General features: G+C 68.9%; 18 protein-coding genes. 8 read left to right on the forward strand and 10 right to left on the reverse strand.

Translation table 11 applies throughout. The annotated features are described in order from the left end of the window. The first annotated feature begins 139 nt into the window (after nt 1-139). Both O5I81_RS00230 and O5I81_RS00235 read left to right on the forward strand, forming a co-directional pair. Nucleotides 140-1,609, forward strand: a complete 1,470-nt coding sequence (locus O5I81_RS00230; protein WP_271066938.1) for a sigma-54 dependent transcriptional regulator — start codon at nt 140-142, stop codon at nt 1,607-1,609. Between the two features lie 92 nt (nt 1,610-1,701). Further along, a complete protein-coding gene (locus tag O5I81_RS00235) occupies nt 1,702-2,277 on the forward strand; it encodes a hypothetical protein (RefSeq protein WP_271066939.1) in 576 nt (191 codons plus the stop codon). Nucleotides 2,278-2,565: 288 nt separating this feature from the next. Here the strand turns inward: O5I81_RS00235 and O5I81_RS00240 are convergent, their stop codons facing one another. From O5I81_RS00240 to ykgO, 5 genes are all read right to left on the reverse strand, one after another. Further along, nucleotides 2,566-3,609: an IS110 family transposase gene (locus O5I81_RS00240; protein ID WP_271066031.1), complete on the reverse strand. Its 1,044-nt coding sequence runs from the start codon at nt 3,607-3,609 to the stop codon at nt 2,566-2,568. A gap of 170 nt (nt 3,610-3,779) precedes the next feature. Further along, nucleotides 3,780-4,127 carry a hypothetical protein gene (locus tag O5I81_RS00245; RefSeq protein ID WP_271066940.1) on the reverse strand — a complete coding sequence of 116 codons (348 nt, stop codon included), beginning with the start codon at nt 4,125-4,127 and terminating at the stop codon, nt 3,780-3,782. A 13-nt stretch (nt 4,128-4,140) separates the two neighbouring features. Continuing rightward, the gene (locus O5I81_RS00250) at nt 4,141-4,407 is read right to left on the reverse strand and encodes a DUF2312 domain-containing protein (protein WP_271066941.1); all 267 of its coding nucleotides are present in this window, start codon (nt 4,405-4,407) and stop codon (nt 4,141-4,143) included. Between the two features lie 85 nt (nt 4,408-4,492). Next, entirely contained in the window at nt 4,493-5,125 is a 633-nt protein-coding gene (locus tag O5I81_RS00255; RefSeq protein ID WP_271066942.1) for an HAD family phosphatase, read from the reverse strand. A gap of 61 nt (nt 5,126-5,186) precedes the next feature. Then, the gene (gene ykgO / locus O5I81_RS00260) at nt 5,187-5,312 is read right to left on the reverse strand and encodes a type B 50S ribosomal protein L36 (RefSeq protein ID WP_166572887.1); all 126 of its coding nucleotides are present in this window, start codon (nt 5,310-5,312) and stop codon (nt 5,187-5,189) included. A gap of 196 nt (nt 5,313-5,508) precedes the next feature. On the opposite strand from ykgO, the gene O5I81_RS00265 reads away from it, so the two are divergent. Next, complete coding sequence (locus tag O5I81_RS00265; protein WP_271066943.1) at nt 5,509-6,795, forward strand: lytic murein transglycosylase; 1,287 nt, start codon at nt 5,509-5,511, stop codon at nt 6,793-6,795. Between the two features lie 7 nt (nt 6,796-6,802). Here O5I81_RS00265 and O5I81_RS00270 read toward each other — a convergent pair whose 3' ends face one another. Further along, entirely contained in the window at nt 6,803-8,161 is a 1,359-nt protein-coding gene (locus O5I81_RS00270) for an MFS transporter (RefSeq protein WP_271066944.1), read from the reverse strand. Nucleotides 8,162-8,278: 117 nt separating this feature from the next. Here O5I81_RS00270 and motA point away from each other — a divergent pair, with 117 nt between their 5' ends. The 5 genes from motA to O5I81_RS00295 all read left to right on the forward strand — a co-directional run bounded on the left by motA (nt 8,279) and on the right by O5I81_RS00295 (nt 12,883). Beyond that, nucleotides 8,279-9,148 carry a flagellar motor stator protein MotA gene (motA, locus tag O5I81_RS00275; protein WP_271066945.1) on the forward strand — a complete coding sequence of 290 codons (870 nt, stop codon included), beginning with the start codon at nt 8,279-8,281 and terminating at the stop codon, nt 9,146-9,148. A gap of 157 nt (nt 9,149-9,305) precedes the next feature. Further along, nucleotides 9,306-9,548, forward strand: a complete 243-nt coding sequence (locus O5I81_RS00280; protein ID WP_271066946.1) for a hypothetical protein — start codon at nt 9,306-9,308, stop codon at nt 9,546-9,548. Nucleotides 9,549-9,804: 256 nt separating this feature from the next. Further along, the gene (mnmC, locus tag O5I81_RS00285) at nt 9,805-11,562 is read left to right on the forward strand and encodes an FAD-dependent 5-carboxymethylaminomethyl-2-thiouridine(34) oxidoreductase MnmC (protein WP_271066947.1); all 1,758 of its coding nucleotides are present in this window, start codon (nt 9,805-9,807) and stop codon (nt 11,560-11,562) included. Between the two features lie 42 nt (nt 11,563-11,604). Then, on the forward strand, nt 11,605-12,012 hold the full coding sequence (locus O5I81_RS00290) for a DUF6491 family protein (protein WP_271066948.1): 408 nt from the start codon (nt 11,605-11,607) through the stop codon (nt 12,010-12,012). Nucleotides 12,013-12,133: 121 nt separating this feature from the next. Continuing rightward, nucleotides 12,134-12,883: a creatininase family protein gene (locus O5I81_RS00295; protein WP_271066949.1), complete on the forward strand. Its 750-nt coding sequence runs from the start codon at nt 12,134-12,136 to the stop codon at nt 12,881-12,883. 169 nt (nt 12,884-13,052) lie between these two features. Here the strand turns inward: O5I81_RS00295 and O5I81_RS00300 are convergent, their stop codons facing one another. From O5I81_RS00300 to mnmG, 4 genes are read right to left on the reverse strand one after another with little or no spacing between them, the layout of a single operon-like run. Next, nucleotides 13,053-13,937: a ParB/RepB/Spo0J family partition protein gene (locus tag O5I81_RS00300; RefSeq protein ID WP_271066950.1), complete on the reverse strand. Its 885-nt coding sequence runs from the start codon at nt 13,935-13,937 to the stop codon at nt 13,053-13,055. Nucleotides 13,938-13,953: 16 nt separating this feature from the next. Further along, nucleotides 13,954-14,799, reverse strand: a complete 846-nt coding sequence (locus O5I81_RS00305) for a ParA family protein (protein WP_271066951.1) — start codon at nt 14,797-14,799, stop codon at nt 13,954-13,956. Then, complete coding sequence (gene rsmG / locus O5I81_RS00310; RefSeq protein ID WP_271066952.1) at nt 14,789-15,430, reverse strand: 16S rRNA (guanine(527)-N(7))-methyltransferase RsmG; 642 nt, start codon at nt 15,428-15,430, stop codon at nt 14,789-14,791. Before rsmG ends, O5I81_RS00305 begins: the two co-directional genes overlap by 11 nt. Further along, nucleotides 15,420-17,270, reverse strand: coding sequence for a tRNA uridine-5-carboxymethylaminomethyl(34) synthesis enzyme MnmG (gene mnmG / locus O5I81_RS00315; protein ID WP_271066953.1), 1,851 nt, complete (start codon nt 17,268-17,270; stop codon nt 15,420-15,422). The genes rsmG and mnmG overlap by 11 nt, the downstream gene beginning before the upstream one ends. Between the last annotated feature and the right edge of the window lie 101 nt (nt 17,271-17,371).

The following is a 17,371-nucleotide window of genomic DNA, read 5'->3' on the forward strand; positions in this document are numbered from 1 at the left end:
GCTGCGCGTGGGAGGATTGGAAAATTAACCCCCGACTCAGGTCTCCTACACCCCGCCTTTACCCACCTCTGTTTCAATACGGATCAACGAGCGACGGCCCACGAGGTCGCATCGCCGGTACTTGGTGGGATGCTTCAACATGACCAAAACGGTCCTGGTCGTCGATGACGACCCGACTCAGCGAAGGCTGATCCAGGCGGTGCTCGAGCGCGACGGTTTCGCCGTCGTTCAGGCCGAGAGTGGTGACGTGGCCATGAGCCACCTGCAGGCCGGCAAGCCCGCCGACGTGGTGCTGCTCGACCTGCAGATGCCGGGCCTGTCGGGTCACGACGCCCTGAAGGAGATGCGCGCCCGCGCCCTCAACCAGCCGGTCATCGTGCTGACCGCGTCCGGCGGCGTCGACACCGTGGTCAAGGCCATGCAGGCCGGGGCCTGCGACTTCTTCGTCAAGCCAGCGTCCCCTGAACGCATCATCGCCTCGGTCCGCAACGCCCTGTCGCTGGGCGAGCTGAAGGGCGAGGTCGATCGGCTCAAGAAGCACTCTAATGGAAGGACTAGTTTCGCCGACCTGATCGGCGAGAGCCCCCACATGCGCATTGTCAAGCGCATGGGCGAGCGCGCCGCCAGGTCCTCGATCCCGGTGCTGATCACCGGCGAGAGCGGCGTCGGCAAGGAAGTCATCGCCCGCGCCGTGCACGGGTCCAGCGACCGCTCCGGCAAGCCCTTCGTCGCCGTCAACTGCGGCGCCATCCCCGAGAACCTGGTCGAAAGCATCCTGTTCGGCCACGAAAAGGGCAGCTTCACCGGCGCCTCGGATAAACACCTGGGTAAATTCCAGGAGGCCAACGGCGGCACCCTGTTCCTCGACGAGGTCGGCGAACTGCCGCTCGACATCCAGGTCAAGCTGCTGCGCGCCCTGCAGGAGAGCGAGATCGACCCGGTCGGCGCCAAGCGCTCGATCAAGGTCGATGTCCGCATCGTCTCGGCCACCAACCGCGACCTGTCGGACGCCATCCGCGAAGGCCGCTTTCGCGAGGACCTCTACTACCGCCTGAACGTCTTTCCGATCGAGGCCCCCTCCCTGCGCGAACGGCGCGAGGATGTGCCGGCCCTGGTCGAGGCCTTCATCAAGCGGTTCAACGTCGAAGAGGGCAAACGCGTCGTCGGCGCCGCGCCGGAGACCATGGCCTTCCTCACCGCCTTCGACTGGCCGGGCAACGTCCGCCAGCTGGAGAACGCCGTCTACCGCGCCATCGTCCTGGCCGACGCCCCCTACCTGCAGCCGCACGACTTCCCGGCCATCAGCGGGGTGAAGGCCCCTCCGATGGAGGACGTGGTCCAGCCGGTCGCCGGCCAGGTCCCGCGCGCCATCCCGACCGCCCAGCAGCTGCTGGCCGAGATGCCGGCGGATTCGCCCGTGCGCATCCTCGACGGCCACGGCCACCTGCGCACCCTGGAAGAGATCGAAAAGGACCTCATCCAGCACGCCATCGACGTCTACGCCGGCCATATGTCCGAGGTCGCCCGCCGCCTCGGCATCGGCCGCTCGACCCTCTATCGCAAGGTCCGCGAGCAGGGCATCGACGTGGATATCAAGGAGGTCGGTTAGGCCCCGGCGTTCGGGAAAAACGCCCCCCTTTCCGGATGACGCGGGTCTTTCAGCGCTGACCTAGGGTGACCCCTCACAATGAGGGGTGAACCATGGTCTTCCGTTCCATCCTGCCTGCCCTGGCCGTTGCGGTCCTGGCTATCGCTGGCCAGGCCGCCGCCCAGACCAGGCTGAGCCCGCCCAATGGCCTCGGCTCCGTGCTTCTTCCGACCGGCATCGAGCGCCATCCGCTGGGCGGCGACACCGACGAGACGCTCAGCTTCATCGTCCGCCGTCCCGGCCAGACCGGTCTCGACTGGGCCGGCCTGTGCATGGTCTCGATCAGCCGCCCGGCGAAGCCTCCGACCGTGGAGAGCTGGACCACCGTCGCCGCCATCTACTACGCCAACGCCGAGCAGAAGGCCCGCGAGCGGGTGTCGGGCAAGGGCGGGACCTTCGACCGGATGCTGACCAACAAGCCCTGGACCTCGAAGACCGGCTGGGCGGGCTGGTTCACCGCCTACCAGGCGACCACCAAGGACGGGGTCAGCGAGAGCAGCGTCTTCGGCGGCACCCAGCTGGCCATCGACATCCGCGTCGTGCTCAACTGCACCAGCTCCCAGGGCCAGAGCTTCACCCCCGCCGACCTGGCGGTCATCGAGAAGCTCAGCCAGTCGGTTTCGAACTAATCCTCTATCCATCGCTGTCATCCTCCGGCCGCGCAGCGGACCGGGGGACCCATATGTGGACGACCCCCACCCTGCAAGTCGTCGCGGATTGATCTGATCGTAGTCGCTTGCGCCCATATGTCCGGTCTGGCGGCCTTGGATATTGGCCGTCGCCAAGATGGTTTGCGCGGGATGGGTTCCGATCAAGGCAGCGGTCTGTGACGCCGTTGGGTCCCGCGGAGTGTCCCATCCATTTGATCGATCGATCACACCATCTGCCTCTTGCAAGGAACGGGTTGAGCCTGCCGGCTAGGCAGGTTGTTGGGAAGGCGCGGCGAGGCGGCGAGACGGATCGTAGTCCTGTCCGCTGACCATGAGGCGCCAGGCGATGCGGGCGGTCTTGTTGGCGAGGGCGACGGCGACCTGCTTGGTCGGCTTTGTGGCCAATAGCCGATTGAGCCATGGCCACGGCTGTCCTCGACCCGCTTTGGCGTTCTGGATCACCGCCATGGCCCCGCAGACCAGGACGGCTCGAAGCGCCTCGTCGCCGGCCCGGGTGATGCCGCCAAGGCGGGTCTTGCCGGCAGTGGAATGGTCCTTGGGCGTGAGGCCCAGCCAGGCGGCGAAGTCGCGCGCTGAGCGGAAGGCCTTGGGGTCCGGGGTCTTGGCGGCGAGCATGACCGCGCCGACGATCCCGACGCTGGGGATCCTGGCCAGCCGGCGGCTGGTCTGATCGGCCCGATGATGCGCCGCCATCCGGGCGTCGATCTCGACGATCTGCGCCTGCAGGGCGAGGAGCTGGCGGCCAAGACCCGCGAACAGGTCCCGGGCCAGGTCGGGCAAAGCCTGGTCGGCGGCGACGCGCTCCAGCAGCGGCTCGATCTTGTCCAGCCCGGTCGGAGCGATCAGCCCGAACTCGGCGGCATGGCCGCGAATGGCGTTGGTCAGCTGGGTGCGGCTTCGCACCAGTCGGTCCCGCGTCGCCAGCAGCATCAGCACCGCCTGCTCCTGAACCGTCTTGACCGGCACCGGCCTCATCGTCGGCCGGCTCATCGCTTCGCAGCCGGCCTCGGCGTCGCGACCGTCGTTCTTGCCTCGCTTCAGATAGGCCTTCACATACTGGGCCGGCAGCAGCATCACCTGATGGCCAAGCCCCGCCAGCTCCCGCGCCCAGTGGTGTGAACCTCCACAGGCTTCCAGTCCGATCACCGTCGGCGCCAGCCTGGTGAAGAACGGGATCATCTCCCGCCGCCGAAGTTGCCGGCGAATGACGACCTTCTCGCCTGCGTCCACACCGTGCAGCTGAAACAGCTGCTTGGACGTATCGATGAATATGCGCGTAGGATGCTCCACGGACGGCCCTCCTTGAGATGAGTTCAGACAACCCATCTTGGCACACCGATGCCGCCGGGGGTCGTCCACCCCATCAAGCCGGCTCTGGAAAGACTCGTGAGACTCTTCACGCGGAAAGTTGGGTCCCCCGGTTCCCGCTTCGCGGGCCCAGAGGATGACAGCGGGAGGGATTACTTGTCCGTTCCGCCGCGCCCCATCGGTCGTCGCCGACCCCGGGCAGGAGGCCCCTTGCCGGGCCTGGTGTCCTCCCCCTTGGCCTTGGCGGCGATTTCCTTGAGCTTGCGGTTCTGCATGGCCGACAGGGCCTGGCCGGGCGCGCCCAGCTCCGGGTCGCCGAAGGCCCGGCCGTAGGTCTTCACCCGCTCGGCGACGGACCCCAGGAACTCACCTTCCCAGTCGGACAGCTTGACGCCGGCCTTGTCGGCCGCGCGCTGGGTCTTGCGCAGGGCGTTGAGGGCCGAGCGCTGCGCGGCCTTGCGGGCCAGCGCCTTGAAGTCGGGGGGATCCTTCCGCTTCAAGCGCCCCCCAAGGCTACAGCCCGCCGATGGCCGACAGGTAGAGGTCGATCAGCGCCTCTTCCTCGCTGAGCTTGGCCTTGTCCTGTTTGCGCATGCGCACGACCTTGCGCAGGATCTTGGTGTCGAAGCCGTTGCCCTTGGCCTCGGCATAGACTTCCTTGAGGTCGGCCATGACGCCGGCCTTGTCCTCTTCCAGCCGCTCGATGCGCTCGATGATGGTGCGCAGCTGGGTCTGGGCGGTGCCGTTCAGGACATCGACGGTGGGCTGCTCATCGGACATGGAAGAAGGCTCTCACGGGAAGCGGAATTGGGGAAGGCGCGGTGTAGAGGAAAGGGGCGCCGGGCTCAATGCGCCCGTGCGACCTTCAAAGCAGCCCGTGCGCCTTCAACGTCGGCGCCAGGGCCGACGGGTCGGTGAAATGCAGCACATGGAAGCCGAGCTCGGCCGCCGCCGCGATGTTCACCGCGCCGTCATCGACGAACAGCAGCTGGTCCGGTCGCAGGCCTGCCCGCTCGCTGGCCAAGGCGTAGATCGCCGGTTCGGGCTTGATCAACCCCTCGTCGCCGGAGACAACCACCGCCTTCAGGTGCCGCACCGCCGGGGCCATCGGCGCGATGGTCGGCCAGACCGGCCCGGCCATGTTGGTCAGGCCGAACTGCGGCACGCCTCGCGCCGCCAGGGCTTCCATGGCCTGTTCAGTCTCTTCGATCACCCCGCCGAACATCTCGTCCCAGCGGTCCCACCAGGCGCGGATTTCCGCCTCGTGCTCGGGAAACCGCGCGATCAGGTCAGCGGTGTTCTGTTCGGCCGGCACGCCGCGGTCGGTCAGGCCGTGCCAGGCCATGGTGCAGACATGCGAAAGGAACCGGTCGCAAGCGGCCGGTTCCTCGAAAATCTTCGCGTACAGGTTCCGGGGATCCCAGCGAACGATCACATTGCCGACGTCCCAGAGGACGCCACGCGGGCGACCGCCGAAAGTGGATACCGGTTTCGGCATCAGGGCGCCCGCCACGAAACAACTGAGCTTTTCGATTTCATCGAAAAGCTCGGGGCCTTCATCAGCCTTGCTTGGCTTTGAAGCGCGGATCGGTCTTGTTGATCACGTACAGGACGCCCTTGCGGCGAACCAGCTTGCAGTCGCGGTGGCGCGACTTCAGCGACTTGAGCGAGCTACGAACCTTCATTGGTCTTTACCATGCGGCTGCGGGGAACCCGCGCACGCGGAGGCCCTCATCTGAATTGAGCGGGCGGCTATAGGGTCGGATCGCACGGGAGTCAACGTCCGAAGGCCCGCGGCGGGGTCCGTCGCGGCAGGGCCAGGCTTCGCCGCTGGCGCGTTTGTGATGGCCCTGTTCATCTTCCTCCCGTTAGCTTGGCGCCATGGACAGACGCGCCTTCCTCCTCCTGACCCTCGCCGGCTGCGCCGACCCGCAGCTGGAGCCGACCCTGACGCAGGTGGCCGGGACAAGCCCCGGGCCCGCGCCGCCGCCGGCCGGACCGGCTCCCGTGGTGTCCGGCGATCCCAACTTCGACGCCTGGCTGGCCCAGTTCAAACCCAAGGCCGTGCTGGCCGGGGTGCCCCAGGAGGTGGTCGATCGCGAGACGGCCGGCTTGACGCCCGACACCGGCGTCGTCGCCTCCGACGGCAGGCAGCCGGAATTCTCCAAGCCGGTCGGCGACTATGTGAAGGGCACAGTCAGCGACGTGCGCATCAGCCAGGGCCGCCAGTTCCGCGATCAGCTGCCCTACCTGCCCGGCATCGAGCAGGCCTTCCGGGTGCCGCGCGAGATCGTGCTGGCCGTCTGGGCCATGGAGTCGGCCTTCGGCAAGGTGCAGGGCGACAAGGACATCGTCCGCTGCCTGGCCACCCTGGCCGCCGACGGCCGCCGGCGCGGCTGGGCGGAGAGCGAACTCATCTCGGCGCTGAAGATCATCGCCACCGGCGAACAGACCCGCGCTCGCCTCAAGGGCAGCTGGGCCGGGGCCATGGGCCAGACCCAGTTCCTGCCCGGCGTCTATCTCTCCACCGCCATCGACGGCGACCGCGACGGCCACCGCGACATCTGGGGCAGCACCCACGACGCCCTGGCCTCGACCGCCAACTACATGGCCAAGGCCGGCTGGAAGCCCGGCGAAAGCTGGTCGCGCGAGGTGCTGCTGCCGACCGGTTTCGACTATTCCCTGACCGAAGGGGCCCGCGAGGCCCTGCCGGTGTGGACGGGCCGGGGCGTGAAGCGCGCCGACGGCCTGCCCTGGTCGGCCGCCGACCAGGCGTCCAGCGCCAGCCTGATCCTGCCGTCCGGCTACACGGGGCCGGCCTTCCTGATCTTCCCGAACCACGCGGCGATCATGAAGTACAACAACAGCACCGCCTATGCCCTGGGCGTCGGCCTGCTCGCCCTGCGTTTCGGCGGCGAGGGCCCGCTGGTCACCCCCTGGCCGGCCGAGACGCCGCTCAGCCGCACCGACCGCGTGCTGGCCCAGGAAAGCCTGGTCAAGCTGGGCTACGACACCGGCGGCGTCGACGGGGCCATCGGGCCCAAGACCCGCGTCGCCATCCGGGCCTGGCAACAGGCCAACAGGATCCCGGCCGACGGCTATCTGACCTCGCCGATGATCCAGTCGATGGCCATGCAGGCGGCGGGGATGGCGGCCCCGCCGCAGTAGGCTTGCGTCAGGTCCCGCCTTCGTCCTGCCGCTCCATCATCGCCAGGGCGGTTTCCTCGTCATCGGGCGGGATCTCGCCGGCGTTGCGCAGCACGGCGTTGCGGAAGGCGTAGAGCAACAGGGCGCCGCAGATCAGCGCATTCATCACGAACGGCGCCTCATGCCGGACGCCGTAAAGGAAGACGAACAGCGGCGCGAGGATGACGTTCAGTCCGTTGACCGCCGCGATCGCCCCGGCCGCCCGCGCCTGCTCGTTCATGGTCACCGCCAGCGACGCCCCGGCGGTGAAGCCCGGCCGCGCGAACCCGTAGCCCAGCGAGGAGATGGCGAAGCCGGCCACCATGGTCATGTAGTCCGGCGAAAACACCGTCACCACATTGCCCAGCGCCGCCAGGCCCACCCCCCAGCGCAGCAGCGACTTGGGCCCCATCGAGAAGATCCGGATCAGCCCCCACTGGGCCAGCAGACCGGACAGGGCCCCGGCCCCCATGGCCACCGCCGTCTGACCGAGAGCCGCCTTCGGCTCCACGCCAAGCTTGTCGATGATCATGAAGCCGAGGGTGTAGCCCTGCGCCGTCTGGCAGCAGGCGACCAGGAAGCCGTAGATCAGGAACGGCCGCAGCGGCAGCTTGAAGAGGTTGCTGATGAACCGCCAGATCAGCAGTCCGCGACCGCGCGCCTTGCGCAGGGCGCTCTTGCGGGGACCGGCCTTGGGCCAGGCGCGGCCGTGAACCTTCGGCGTGAATTCCTCGGGCAGATAGCGGCGCACCACCAGCAACATCACCCCTGCCAGCAGGCCGAAGGCGAACATCGGTCCGGCCAGGGTGACCCACGGAACAATCAGCAGCGGCGCGATGAACGGGCCGACCACGGTGCCCAGCCCGAAGGCGCCGGCCAGCGCCGCCATCTGCTGCGTGCGGTCGGCGCGCGAGGTCCGCTCGGCCAGGTAGGCCTGGGTCGCCGGGTTCGACGATGAGCCGATCAGCCCGAACAGCGCCCGGCAGACGAGAAACAGCAAGAAGACCGCCAGCGGCGGGATCAGATGGTAAAGCCCCACCGTGACCACGCAGGCGCAGAGCAGCATGGAGATCATGAAGCCCATCAGGCCCAGCATGATCAGCGGCTTGCGGCCGCGAAAATCCGACTGCCGCGCCCAGATCGGGCTCATGATCGCCCAGAGCAACGCCGACAGCCCGAACACCGCCGAGATCATCCAGTCGGCGATCTTGGTCTCGCGGGCGATGGCCGGCAGCACGGCCATCAGACCGGTGTTGCCGATGGCCACCACGATCGACACCGCAAACAGGATGCCAAAAGAGCGCGGCTCCAGCGTCAGTCCGGCGGCGGGCTTGGGATTGTCGGCCATCTGAACGCTGTTAAGCCGGGTCGCCGGAGCGTGCAACACGGCGCCGTCCCTTACCCGCCATTAAGCATTCCCCGCCATGGTCGTCGCCAACTCTATCCTCCGGCGGCGACCCCCCTCATGTTCCAGATCATCGGCCTTGTCCTGCTGTTCGGCCTGGTGTTCGGCAGCTACATCATGTCCGGCGGCAACATGAACGTCATCATGCATGCCCTGCCGCATGAGATGATGGCCATCGGCGGCTCGGGCGTCGCCGCCTTCCTGATCTCCAACTCGATGACCACCATCAAGGCCTCGGGCGGGGGTCTGGCCAAGGCCTTCGCCGGTCCCAAATGGAAGGCCGGCGACTACAAGGACCTGCTCAGCCTGCTGTTCCTGCTGACCAAGACCATGAAGTCCAAGGGCGTCATCGCCCTCGAAAGCCACATCGAAAAGCCCGGCGAGAGCAGCATTTTCGGCCGCTTCCCGAAGATCACCAAGGACCACTTCGCCGTCGACTTCATCTGCGACACCCTGCGGATGATGACCATGAACCTCGAGGACCCGCACCAGGTCGAGGACGCCATGGAAAAGCAGCTCGAGAAGCACCACCACGAGGCCCACGCCCCGGCCCACGCCCTGCAGAACCTCGCCGACGCCCTGCCCGCTCTTGGCATCGTCGCCGCCGTGCTGGGGGTCATCAAGACCATGGGCTCGATCACCGAGCCGCCGGAAGTGCTCGGCGGCATGATCGGCGGCGCCCTGGTCGGCACCTTCCTCGGCGTCTTCCTGGCCTATGGCATCGTCGGCCCGCTGGCCGCCCGGCTCGGCGATGTGGTCGCCGAGGAAGGCGCCTTCTACCGAATCATCCAGTCGGTCCTGGTCGCCCACCTGCACGGCAACGCCGCCCAGATCAGCGTCGAAATCGGCCGCGGCAGCGTCCCGTCCGGCGCCCAGCCCAGCTTCCTGGAACTGGAAGAAGCCCTGTCGGCCATCCCCAACGAAGCCTGATAAAACAACGGTTTGTGATTCGGGTGTCGTCTACCTGACACAATCCGTGATCACGGCGGCGTGAGAATCCCGCTTGCGGGCCGTGATCAGGGGTCCATAGTTCCCGTCGCGTCATCAAGGACGCTCATCAACGAGAACCTAAAGGGGACTGCCAGGAATGCGTAAACTCCTCATCATCGCCGCCGCCTTCGGCGCCATGTCCGTCGCCGCCTGCGGCAAGCCGGCCGAAACCAAGACCGAAGAAGCGGCTCCGGCGCCGGAAGCCGCCGCGCCCGCGACTCCGGACGCCGCCGCTCCCGCTCCGGAAGCCGCCGCCCCGGCTCCTGACGCCGCAGCCCCGGCCGCGCCGGAAGCCGCCGCTCCGGCCGCTCCCGCCGAAGAGAAGAAGGCCGACCACTAAGGTCAGCCCTTCCTTCAAGGAAGACAGGGAAAGGGTCGCCCCACGGGCGGCCCTTTTCTTTGTGAGGAGATATGGCGAGGGGACATGTACCCCGCATCCCCGGACCGACCGGCTCTGTCACCGGGCGTCCAACGGGGTACGTGTCCCCTCTTCCCGGTGGGCAAACGGGGGCACGTACCCCGGGCGCGTTCGGCGATCGCTCCGAACCCGCGGCGCGGCGGGGTACATGTCCCCTACGCCGTGCTACCACCGGCCCATGTCCACCCCCGACTCCCCTGTCGAATGGCGCGCCGATGGCCTGCCCGGGTCGCGGCTGTACGGGGACGTCTACTTCTCCAGTGAGGACGGCCTGGCCGAGAGCCGCGCCGTCTTCCTGGCCGGCTGCGGACTGCCCGGCGCCTGGGCGAACCGCCGCCAGTTCACGGTCGGCGAGCTAGGGTTCGGCGCCGGCCTCAACATCGCCGCCCTGCTCACCCTCTGGGCCGAAACCCGGCCGGCCGGCGCCCATCTGTCGATCTTCAGCATCGAGGCCCATCCGATGGCCGCCGCCGACGCCGCCCGGGCCCTGGCCCGCTGGCCCGACATCCAGCCGGCCGCCGCCGCGCTGATCGCCGGCTGGCCCGGCCCGGCCCGGGGTTTCCACCACCTCGACCTGCCCGCCTTCGGCGCCAGCCTCGACCTCGCCGTCATGGACGCCGCCGAGGCCCTGACCGCCTGGTCCGGCCAGGCCGACGCCTGGTTCCTCGACGGCTTCGCCCCCGCCGCCAACCCGGCCATGTGGTCGCCGCCGCTGATGGCCCAGGTCGCCGCCCGCTCCGCCCCCGGGGCCCGCGCCGCCACCTTCACCGTCGCCGGGGCCGTGCGCCGCGGCCTGGCCGAGGCGGGTTTCGCCGTCTCCAAGCAGCCGGGCTTCGGCCGCAAGCGGGAACGCACCGAGGCCGTCTTCCCGGGCCAGGCCGCCGAGCCGCCCCGCCCGAGCGTCGCCATCGTCGGCGCCGGCATCGCCGGGGCCGCCCTGGCCCGCGCCCTGCGCGCCCGGGGCCTGGAGCCCCAGCTCTTCGACGGCGCCGGCCCCGCCGCCGGGGCTTCCGGCAACCCTGCCGCCCTGATGACTCCCCGGCTCGACGCCGGCGACGGCCCGCCCGCCCGGCTGTTCGCCCAGGCCTTCCGCCATGCCGTCGCGGCGTACGGCACGGTCCCGGGGGCCATCCTGGCGCGCGGCGCCCGCCACCTGGCCGACGGCGAGAAGGACGCCGCCCGCCACCAGCGCATCGCCGCCAGCCCCCTGCACGACCCCGGAACCCTCACCCCCGAACCGGGCGGCCTGATCATCCACGACGGCCTCGTCCTCGACGCCGCCCAGTTGGTTCAGGCCTGGAGCGGCCCGGTCGATCGCCGCGCGGTCGCGGAGCTCGCGCCCAGCGAAACCGGCTGGCGCCTGCTGGACGCCGCCGGCCAGGCCCTGGCCGAGGTCGACGCCGTCGTCCTCTGCGCCGGCGCCGACAATCGCGCCCTGGCCCAGCTGCCGCTGCAGCCGGTGCGCGGCCAGTGCACCGTCGCGCGGGGCGCCGCCATCCCCCAGGCCGTCTCCTTCGGCGGCTACGCCGTCCCCACCAGAGACGGCGTCCTGTTCGGCGCCACCCACCAGCGGGATCGCACCGACACGACGGTCCTTGCCGAGGACGACCAGGCCAACCTCGCCCTCATCGCCACCCGCCTGCCCGACCTCGCCGCCGATCTCGCCGCCCGGCCCCTGTCCAGCCGCGCCGCCATCCGCGCCGCCACGCCGGACCACCTGCCCCTGGCCGGTCCCGTTCCCGGCCGCCCCGGCCTCTTCGTGCTGTCCGGCTTCGGCGGCCGCGGCTTCTGCGTCGCGCCCTTGCTGGCCGATCATCTGGCTGCAACATTGCTGGGCTATCCCTCGCCCCTGCCGGCCGATCTGGCCGACGCCGTCGATCCCGACCGATTTCGCCAGCGCGCCCTGAAGCGAACCTCGCCAAGCCCCGCGCGTTGACCTATCTTCGAGGCGGACGGGTTAAATCGGAGTGAGCATCACATGACCAAGACCCTGATCGCCGCCCTTCTGGGATCGGCGCTCCTCATCACCGGCGCCGCCGGGGTCGTCCAGGCCCAGCCGGCCAAGAAGGCCGTCAGCAGCGCCCGCACGGACTGCTTCTTCAATCGCCAGGTTCAGAGCTACACCGCCGCCAACGACGACAAGACCCTGTATGTGCGGGCCGGGAAGAACACCTACCGGCTGGAGACCTTCAGCCGCTGCCTTGATCTCAGCAGCGCCCTGAACATCGGCCTCGACTCGCACCCGTCCAGCAGCATCTGCAGCGCGCTCGACGTGACCATCGTCGTGCCCTCGAGCAGCATGGGTCCGCAACGCTGCGCCGTCCGGACGCTGGTCAAGCTGACGCCGGAACAGATCGCGGCCCTGCCCAAGGGCGACCGTCCGTAAGGTCTGTTATAATTCAATGTGTTAAGTGAACGCCGGGGCCGCAGAGCTCCGGCGTTCTCGTTTTTGCGCCCGAGGCGGCGTAAGAGGTGGCCACCTTTCCGTTCGCGTAGACGAGATCCCCATGCTGCTCGCCAAATCCACCTGGCCCGAAATCGAGGCCTTCCTGACCCGTTCCAGGACGGTCGTCGTCCCCATCGGCTCCAACGAGCAGCACGGACCCACGGGCCTGCTCGGCACGGACTGGATGTGCCCCGAGATCATCGCCCATGAGGCCCAGAAAGACCGGTCAGACCTGCTGGTAGCACCGACCTTCAACATCGGTATGGCCCAGCATCACCTGGGCTTCCCCGGCACCATTTCCCTGCGCCCCAGCACCTTCATGGCCGCCATCGGCGACTGGTGCCGGTCCTTGGCGGGCCACGGTTTCGAGCGGATCTATTTCCTCAACGGCCATGGCGGCAACGTCCACACCATCGAGGCCGCCTTCAGCGAACTTTATGCGGAAGCCAGTTTCGGCCGCGTTCCCAGAGGCTTCGCCGCGAAGCTGAAAAACTGGTGGGACCTCGACGGCGTCAACAGCCTGGCCATGCGGCAGTTCCCCACCGGCCACGGCAGCCACGCCACCCCGTCGGAGATCGCCGTCACCCAATGGGCCTACCCGGACGCCATCAAGACCGCAAAGTATGACCCGCCGGTAGCACCGACGGGCCCGATCCGCGAAGCCGCCGATTTCCGCAAGCGCTTCCCCGACGGCCGCATGGGCAGCGACCCGGCGCAGGCGACGCCGGAAAAAGGCGGCGAGCTGGTGAAGCTGGCGGCGGAGAAGCTGCTGGCCGACGTCAAGGCGTTCAGCGAAGAGGTCGCGCCCTAACCTCCCTCCCCGAATGGGGAGGGCAGACGCGCGGTTACGCGCGTCGGGTGGGGAAGTCGGTCACCGGTCTTGAAGAGGAAACACCGGGAAGTCGGACCGGCGGAATGGGGTGACCCACTCCCCACCCGACCCCTTCGGGGCCACCCTCCCCATTCGGGGAGGGACGGAGTCACCCCGCCCGCGTCAGCCGCCGGCAGAGATCGTCCAGCTGCTCGAGCGTTGCATACTTCAGCCGCACCTCGCCCTTGCCGCCGGCGTCGCGGATTTCGACCTCGAGGCCGAGAATGTCGGCGAGGTCGCTCTCCAGGGCCGTGGTGTCGTGGTCCTTGACCGCCTGCGACGGCGACTTCGACGGTCCCTTCGGCTTCGGATCGCCGCCGTCCTTCAGCAGCGCCTCGGCCTGGCGGACGCTCATGCCCTCGGCGACGATCCGCCGGGCCAGTTCCACCGCCTTGTCCGAACCCACCAGGGCCCGGGCGTGGCCGGCCGTCAGTTCGCCCTCGACCAGCATGGTCAGCACCGGCTGCGGCAGGTTCAGCAGCCGCAGGGCGTTGGCCACATGCGGCCGGCTCTTGCCCACCGCCTCGGCCACCGCCTCCTGGGTATGGCCGAACTTCTCGATCAGCGCCTTGTAGCCGAGCGCCTCTTCATAGGGGTTGAGGTCGGTCCGCTGGACGTTCTCGACGATGGCGATTTCCAGCACCTGGCGATCGTCGAACTGGCGGACCAGGATCGGCACGGTGCGCAGGCCGGCGACCTGGGCGGCGCGCCAGCGGCGTTCGCCGGCGACGATCTGGAACTCGCCCTCCGCCCCCGGCATCGGCCGGGTCAGGATCGGCTGCAGGATGCCCTTCTCGCGGATCGAGGCCGCCAGGGCGTCGATGTCGTCGCGACTGAACGACTTGCGTGGCTGGTCCGGGTTGGCCCGGATCAGCTCAATCGGCGTCTCGCGCGCGCCGGCGATCTCATCGGCGGGCGCGGCCGCCTCGGCGGCATCCGCCTCGCCCAGCAGGGCCGACAGCCCGCGTCCCAGTCCCCGACGTCCTTCAGCCATAACCTGTTCTTTCTCTTTAATTTTTCTTGGCTTCGCGGCGTTCCCGCTCGCGACGCACAACTTCCCGGGCCAGCTGCAGATAGGCTTGCGAGCCGGCGCACTTCAGATCGTAGATCAGCACCGGCTTGCCGAAGGACGGCGCCTCGCTGACCCGCACATTGCGCGGGATGACGGTGTCATAGACCGTGTCGCCGAAATGCTCGCGCACATCGCGCGCCACCTGTTCGGACAGGCTGTTGCGGCGGTCATACATGGTCAGCACCACGCCCTGGATCTCCAGGGCCGGGTTGAGGCTGCCGCGCACCAGCTCGATGGTCCGCATCAGCTGGGTCAGGCCTTCGAGGGCGAAGAACTCGGTCTGCAGCGGCACGAACACCGCGTCGGCCCCGGTCATGGCGTTGACGGTCAGCAGGTTCAGCGACGGCGGGCAATCGATGAGCACGTAACTGTACTTGCCCGTGGCCCGCAGCGCCGACAGGGCGTCGCGCAGCCGGTAGGAGCGGCGCGGACTGGCCGCCAGCTCCATCTCCAGACCGGACAGGTCCGGGTCCGACGCCGCCAGGTCGAGCCCCGGCAGCACCGTCTGGATGGCCGCCTCATCGAGCGTTTTATCGCCCATGTAGACGTCGTACATCGTCACCTTGCGGGCCGCCCGCCCGACGCCGAGACCGGTGGAGGCGTTGCCCTGCGGGTCGCTGTCGATCAGCAGCACCGACTCCCCGACCGCCGCCAGGGCGGTGCCGAGGTTGATGGCCGTGGTGGTCTTGCCCACCCCGCCCTTCTGGTTGGCGATGGCCAGCACGCGCAGCGGCCGGCCAGCGTCCGGGGCGGCGTTCGGTTTGGGGGCGGTTTCAACGTCCACGCTTCGCACTCCGGATATCGACGATCCGGCCATCCGGATCGCTAAGGCTCTGAATCAGGGCCGCGTCGAGTTTCCAGCCGGCGCCCCGCGCCTCGGCCAGCTCGGTCTCGGCCGCCTGCCCCTTGAGGAACAGGCCGCGGGCGCCGCGCTTCAGACAGGGTTCGGCGAAGCCCAGCAGCTTGGGCAGCGCGGCCACGGCTCGCGCCGTCACCACATCGACCTCGATCCTGACGTCCTCGGCCCGGGCATTGTGCACCGTGGCTGGGAGGCCAAGCTCCGAAACCACTTCCGACAGGAAGCGGCAGCGTTTGGCCAGGCTCTCAACCAGGTGGACCTGGGCGCCCTCCCGGCCTTTCAGCAGTATGGCCAGGACCAACCCGGGCAGACCGGCCCCGGTCCCGAGGTCTGCCCACCGCAGGGCGTCCGGAGCCAGCCTGATCAGCTGGGCGCTGTCCAGGGCATGGCGCGACCAGAAGACGGCCATGGCCGAGGGCCCGACCAGGTTCATCCGGCTGTTCCAGTCCTCGAGCATGGCCCGGTAACGCTCCAGATCGGCGATGTGGTCGGAGGTCGCGCCGATCGCATCGGCCAGGCCTTGCGGGCTTTCGGTTTTCAGGGGTTCAAGCAGCACGGGCGCGCCGCACGTGAGCCAGCAGGGCGGTGATGGCGCCGGGGGTGACGCCCTCGATGCGGGCCGCCTGGCCGAGGGTCAGGGGTTGGACCCGCACCAGCTTCTCACGCACCTCGTTGGACAGGCCGCCGATGGCCCCGTAGTCGAGGTCGGCCGGCAGCCGCAGGTTTTCGTCACGCCGGAAGGCGTCGACGTCGGCCTGCTGGCGGTCGAGATAGCCGCTGTAGGCCGCGTCGATCTCGACCTGCTCGCGCACGGCCGGGGCCCAGTCGCCGATCTGCGGCCAGATCGCCGTCAGCCGGTCGAGGGTGACTTCCGGATAGGCCAGCAGCTGGCCGACATCGCGCCGCTGGCCGTCGGCCTTGACTGGCAGGTCCAGTTTCTGGGCCTCCGACGGCGTCAGGGTGTGGCTTCTGGCGAAGTCGCGCGCCTCGGCGAGCTGCCGTTGTTTCACGTGAAACACCGCCGCCCGACCCGAACGCACGACACCGGCCTCGATGCCGCGCTCGGTCAGCCGCTGGTCAGCGTTGTCGGCCCGCAGGGTCAGGCGGAACTCGGCCCGGCTGGTGAACATCCGATAGGGCTCGGTGACGCCCCGGGTGACCAGGTCGTCGATCATCACCCCGATATAGGCCTCGTCCCGCGCGAACTCGACCGCGTCAGAGCCGGCAGCGGCTCGCGCCGCATTCAGCCCGGCCACCAGACCCTGGGCCCCCGCCTCTTCGTAGCCGGTCGTCCCGTTGATCTGGCCGGCCAGGTAGAGACCCGGCAACCGCTTGACCTCCAGGGTCGGGAACAGCTCGCGCGGATCGACGTAGTCGTATTCGATGGCATAGCCCGGCCGGAAGATGACCACATCCTCCAGCCCCGGAATGGTCCGCAGGAACAGGCTCTGCGTCTCCTCCGACACCGAGGTCGAGACCCCGTTCGGATAGACGGTCGGATCGTCGAGACCTTCCGGCTCAAGGAAGACCTGGTGGCTGGTCTTGTCGGCGAAGCGGACGACCTTGTCCTCGATCGACGGGCAGTAGCGCGGCCCGATGCCGGTGACCCGTCCGCCATAGACGGCCGACTCGCCCAGGCGCTCGGCGATGATCCGGTGGGTCTCGGCGGTGGTGAAGGTGATGCCGCACTGGATCTGCGGCACATCGATCCGATCGTTGAGGAAGCTGAACGGCACGGGCTCGGCGTCGGCGTCCTGCATCTCAAGCCGATCCCAGTGGATCGTCCGCCCGTCCAGCCGCGCCGGGGTGCCGGTCTTGAGCCGTCCCATGGCCAGGCCGCTGGCGTACAGCCGGTCCGACAGGCCGATGGCCGGCGCGTCGCCGACCCGACCGGCCGGGATCCGCTGCTCGCCCAGATGAATGACACCCTTCAGAAAGGTGCCCGTGGTCAGCACCACGGCCCTGGCCCGCCATTCCCGACCCGAGGCGCCGACCGCCCCAACCACGACGCCGTCCTCGACGATCAGGTCCTCGACCGCCTCGGCCTCGATGCTGAGGTTCGGGGTCGCGGCCAGTTCGGCCTGAATGGCCTCGCGATAGAGCTTGCGGTCGATCTGGCTGCGGGGCCCGCGCACCGCCGGACCCTTGGAGCGGTTGAGCATGCGGAACTGGATGCCGGCCTTGTCGGCCATCCGGCCCATGACCCCGTCGAGGGCGTCGATCTCGCGGACCAGGTGACCCTTGCCGAGCCCGCCGATGGCCGGGTTGCAGCTCATCTCGCCGATGGTTTCGATCTTGTGGGTCAGCAGCAGGGTGCGCGCGCCGAAGCGGGCGGACGCCGCCGCCGCCTCGCAGCCCGCATGGCCGCCACCGATCACGATCACATCGAAAGACATCAGACTCTCAAACAGGAGCGCCCCCGAAGGACGGGGGCGTTGGGAGAGCCTTATACGGCGCCGGGGCGGTCGGAGTCACGGGGAGTCGCCGAGAGTTGATC

The sequence above is a fragment of the Caulobacter sp. NIBR1757 genome (assembly GCF_027912495.1).
GTDB lineage: Bacteria > Pseudomonadota > Alphaproteobacteria > Caulobacterales > Caulobacteraceae > Caulobacter.

Excerpts from the sequence above, each read along its gene's own strand:
- motA (WP_271066945.1), top strand. The coding sequence starts at position 8,279 with ATGTTCCAGATCATCGGCCTTGTCCTGCTGTTCGGCCTGGTGTTCGGC.
- O5I81_RS00230 (WP_271066938.1), top strand. The coding sequence starts at position 140 with ATGACCAAAACGGTCCTGGTCGTCGATGACGACCCGACTCAGCGAAGG.
- O5I81_RS00295 (WP_271066949.1), top strand. The coding sequence starts at position 12,134 with ATGCTGCTCGCCAAATCCACCTGGCCCGAAATCGAGGCCTTCCTGACC.
- O5I81_RS00280 (WP_271066946.1), top strand. The coding sequence starts at position 9,306 with ATGCGTAAACTCCTCATCATCGCCGCCGCCTTCGGCGCCATGTCCGTC.
- ykgO (WP_166572887.1), bottom strand. The coding sequence starts at position 5,312 with ATGAAGGTTCGTAGCTCGCTCAAGTCGCTGAAGTCGCGCCACCGCGAC.
- O5I81_RS00265 (WP_271066943.1), top strand. The coding sequence starts at position 5,509 with ATGGACAGACGCGCCTTCCTCCTCCTGACCCTCGCCGGCTGCGCCGAC.
- O5I81_RS00290 (WP_271066948.1), top strand. The coding sequence starts at position 11,605 with ATGACCAAGACCCTGATCGCCGCCCTTCTGGGATCGGCGCTCCTCATC.
- O5I81_RS00270 (WP_271066944.1), bottom strand. The coding sequence starts at position 8,161 with ATGGCCGACAATCCCAAGCCCGCCGCCGGACTGACGCTGGAGCCGCGC.
- O5I81_RS00235 (WP_271066939.1), top strand. The coding sequence starts at position 1,702 with ATGGTCTTCCGTTCCATCCTGCCTGCCCTGGCCGTTGCGGTCCTGGCT.
- mnmG (WP_271066953.1), bottom strand. The coding sequence starts at position 17,270 with ATGTCTTTCGATGTGATCGTGATCGGTGGCGGCCATGCGGGCTGCGAG.
- mnmC (WP_271066947.1), top strand. The coding sequence starts at position 9,805 with ATGTCCACCCCCGACTCCCCTGTCGAATGGCGCGCCGATGGCCTGCCC.
- O5I81_RS00300 (WP_271066950.1), bottom strand. The coding sequence starts at position 13,937 with ATGGCTGAAGGACGTCGGGGACTGGGACGCGGGCTGTCGGCCCTGCTG.
- O5I81_RS00250 (WP_271066941.1), bottom strand. The coding sequence starts at position 4,407 with ATGTCCGATGAGCAGCCCACCGTCGATGTCCTGAACGGCACCGCCCAG.
- O5I81_RS00255 (WP_271066942.1), bottom strand. The coding sequence starts at position 5,125 with ATGCCGAAACCGGTATCCACTTTCGGCGGTCGCCCGCGTGGCGTCCTC.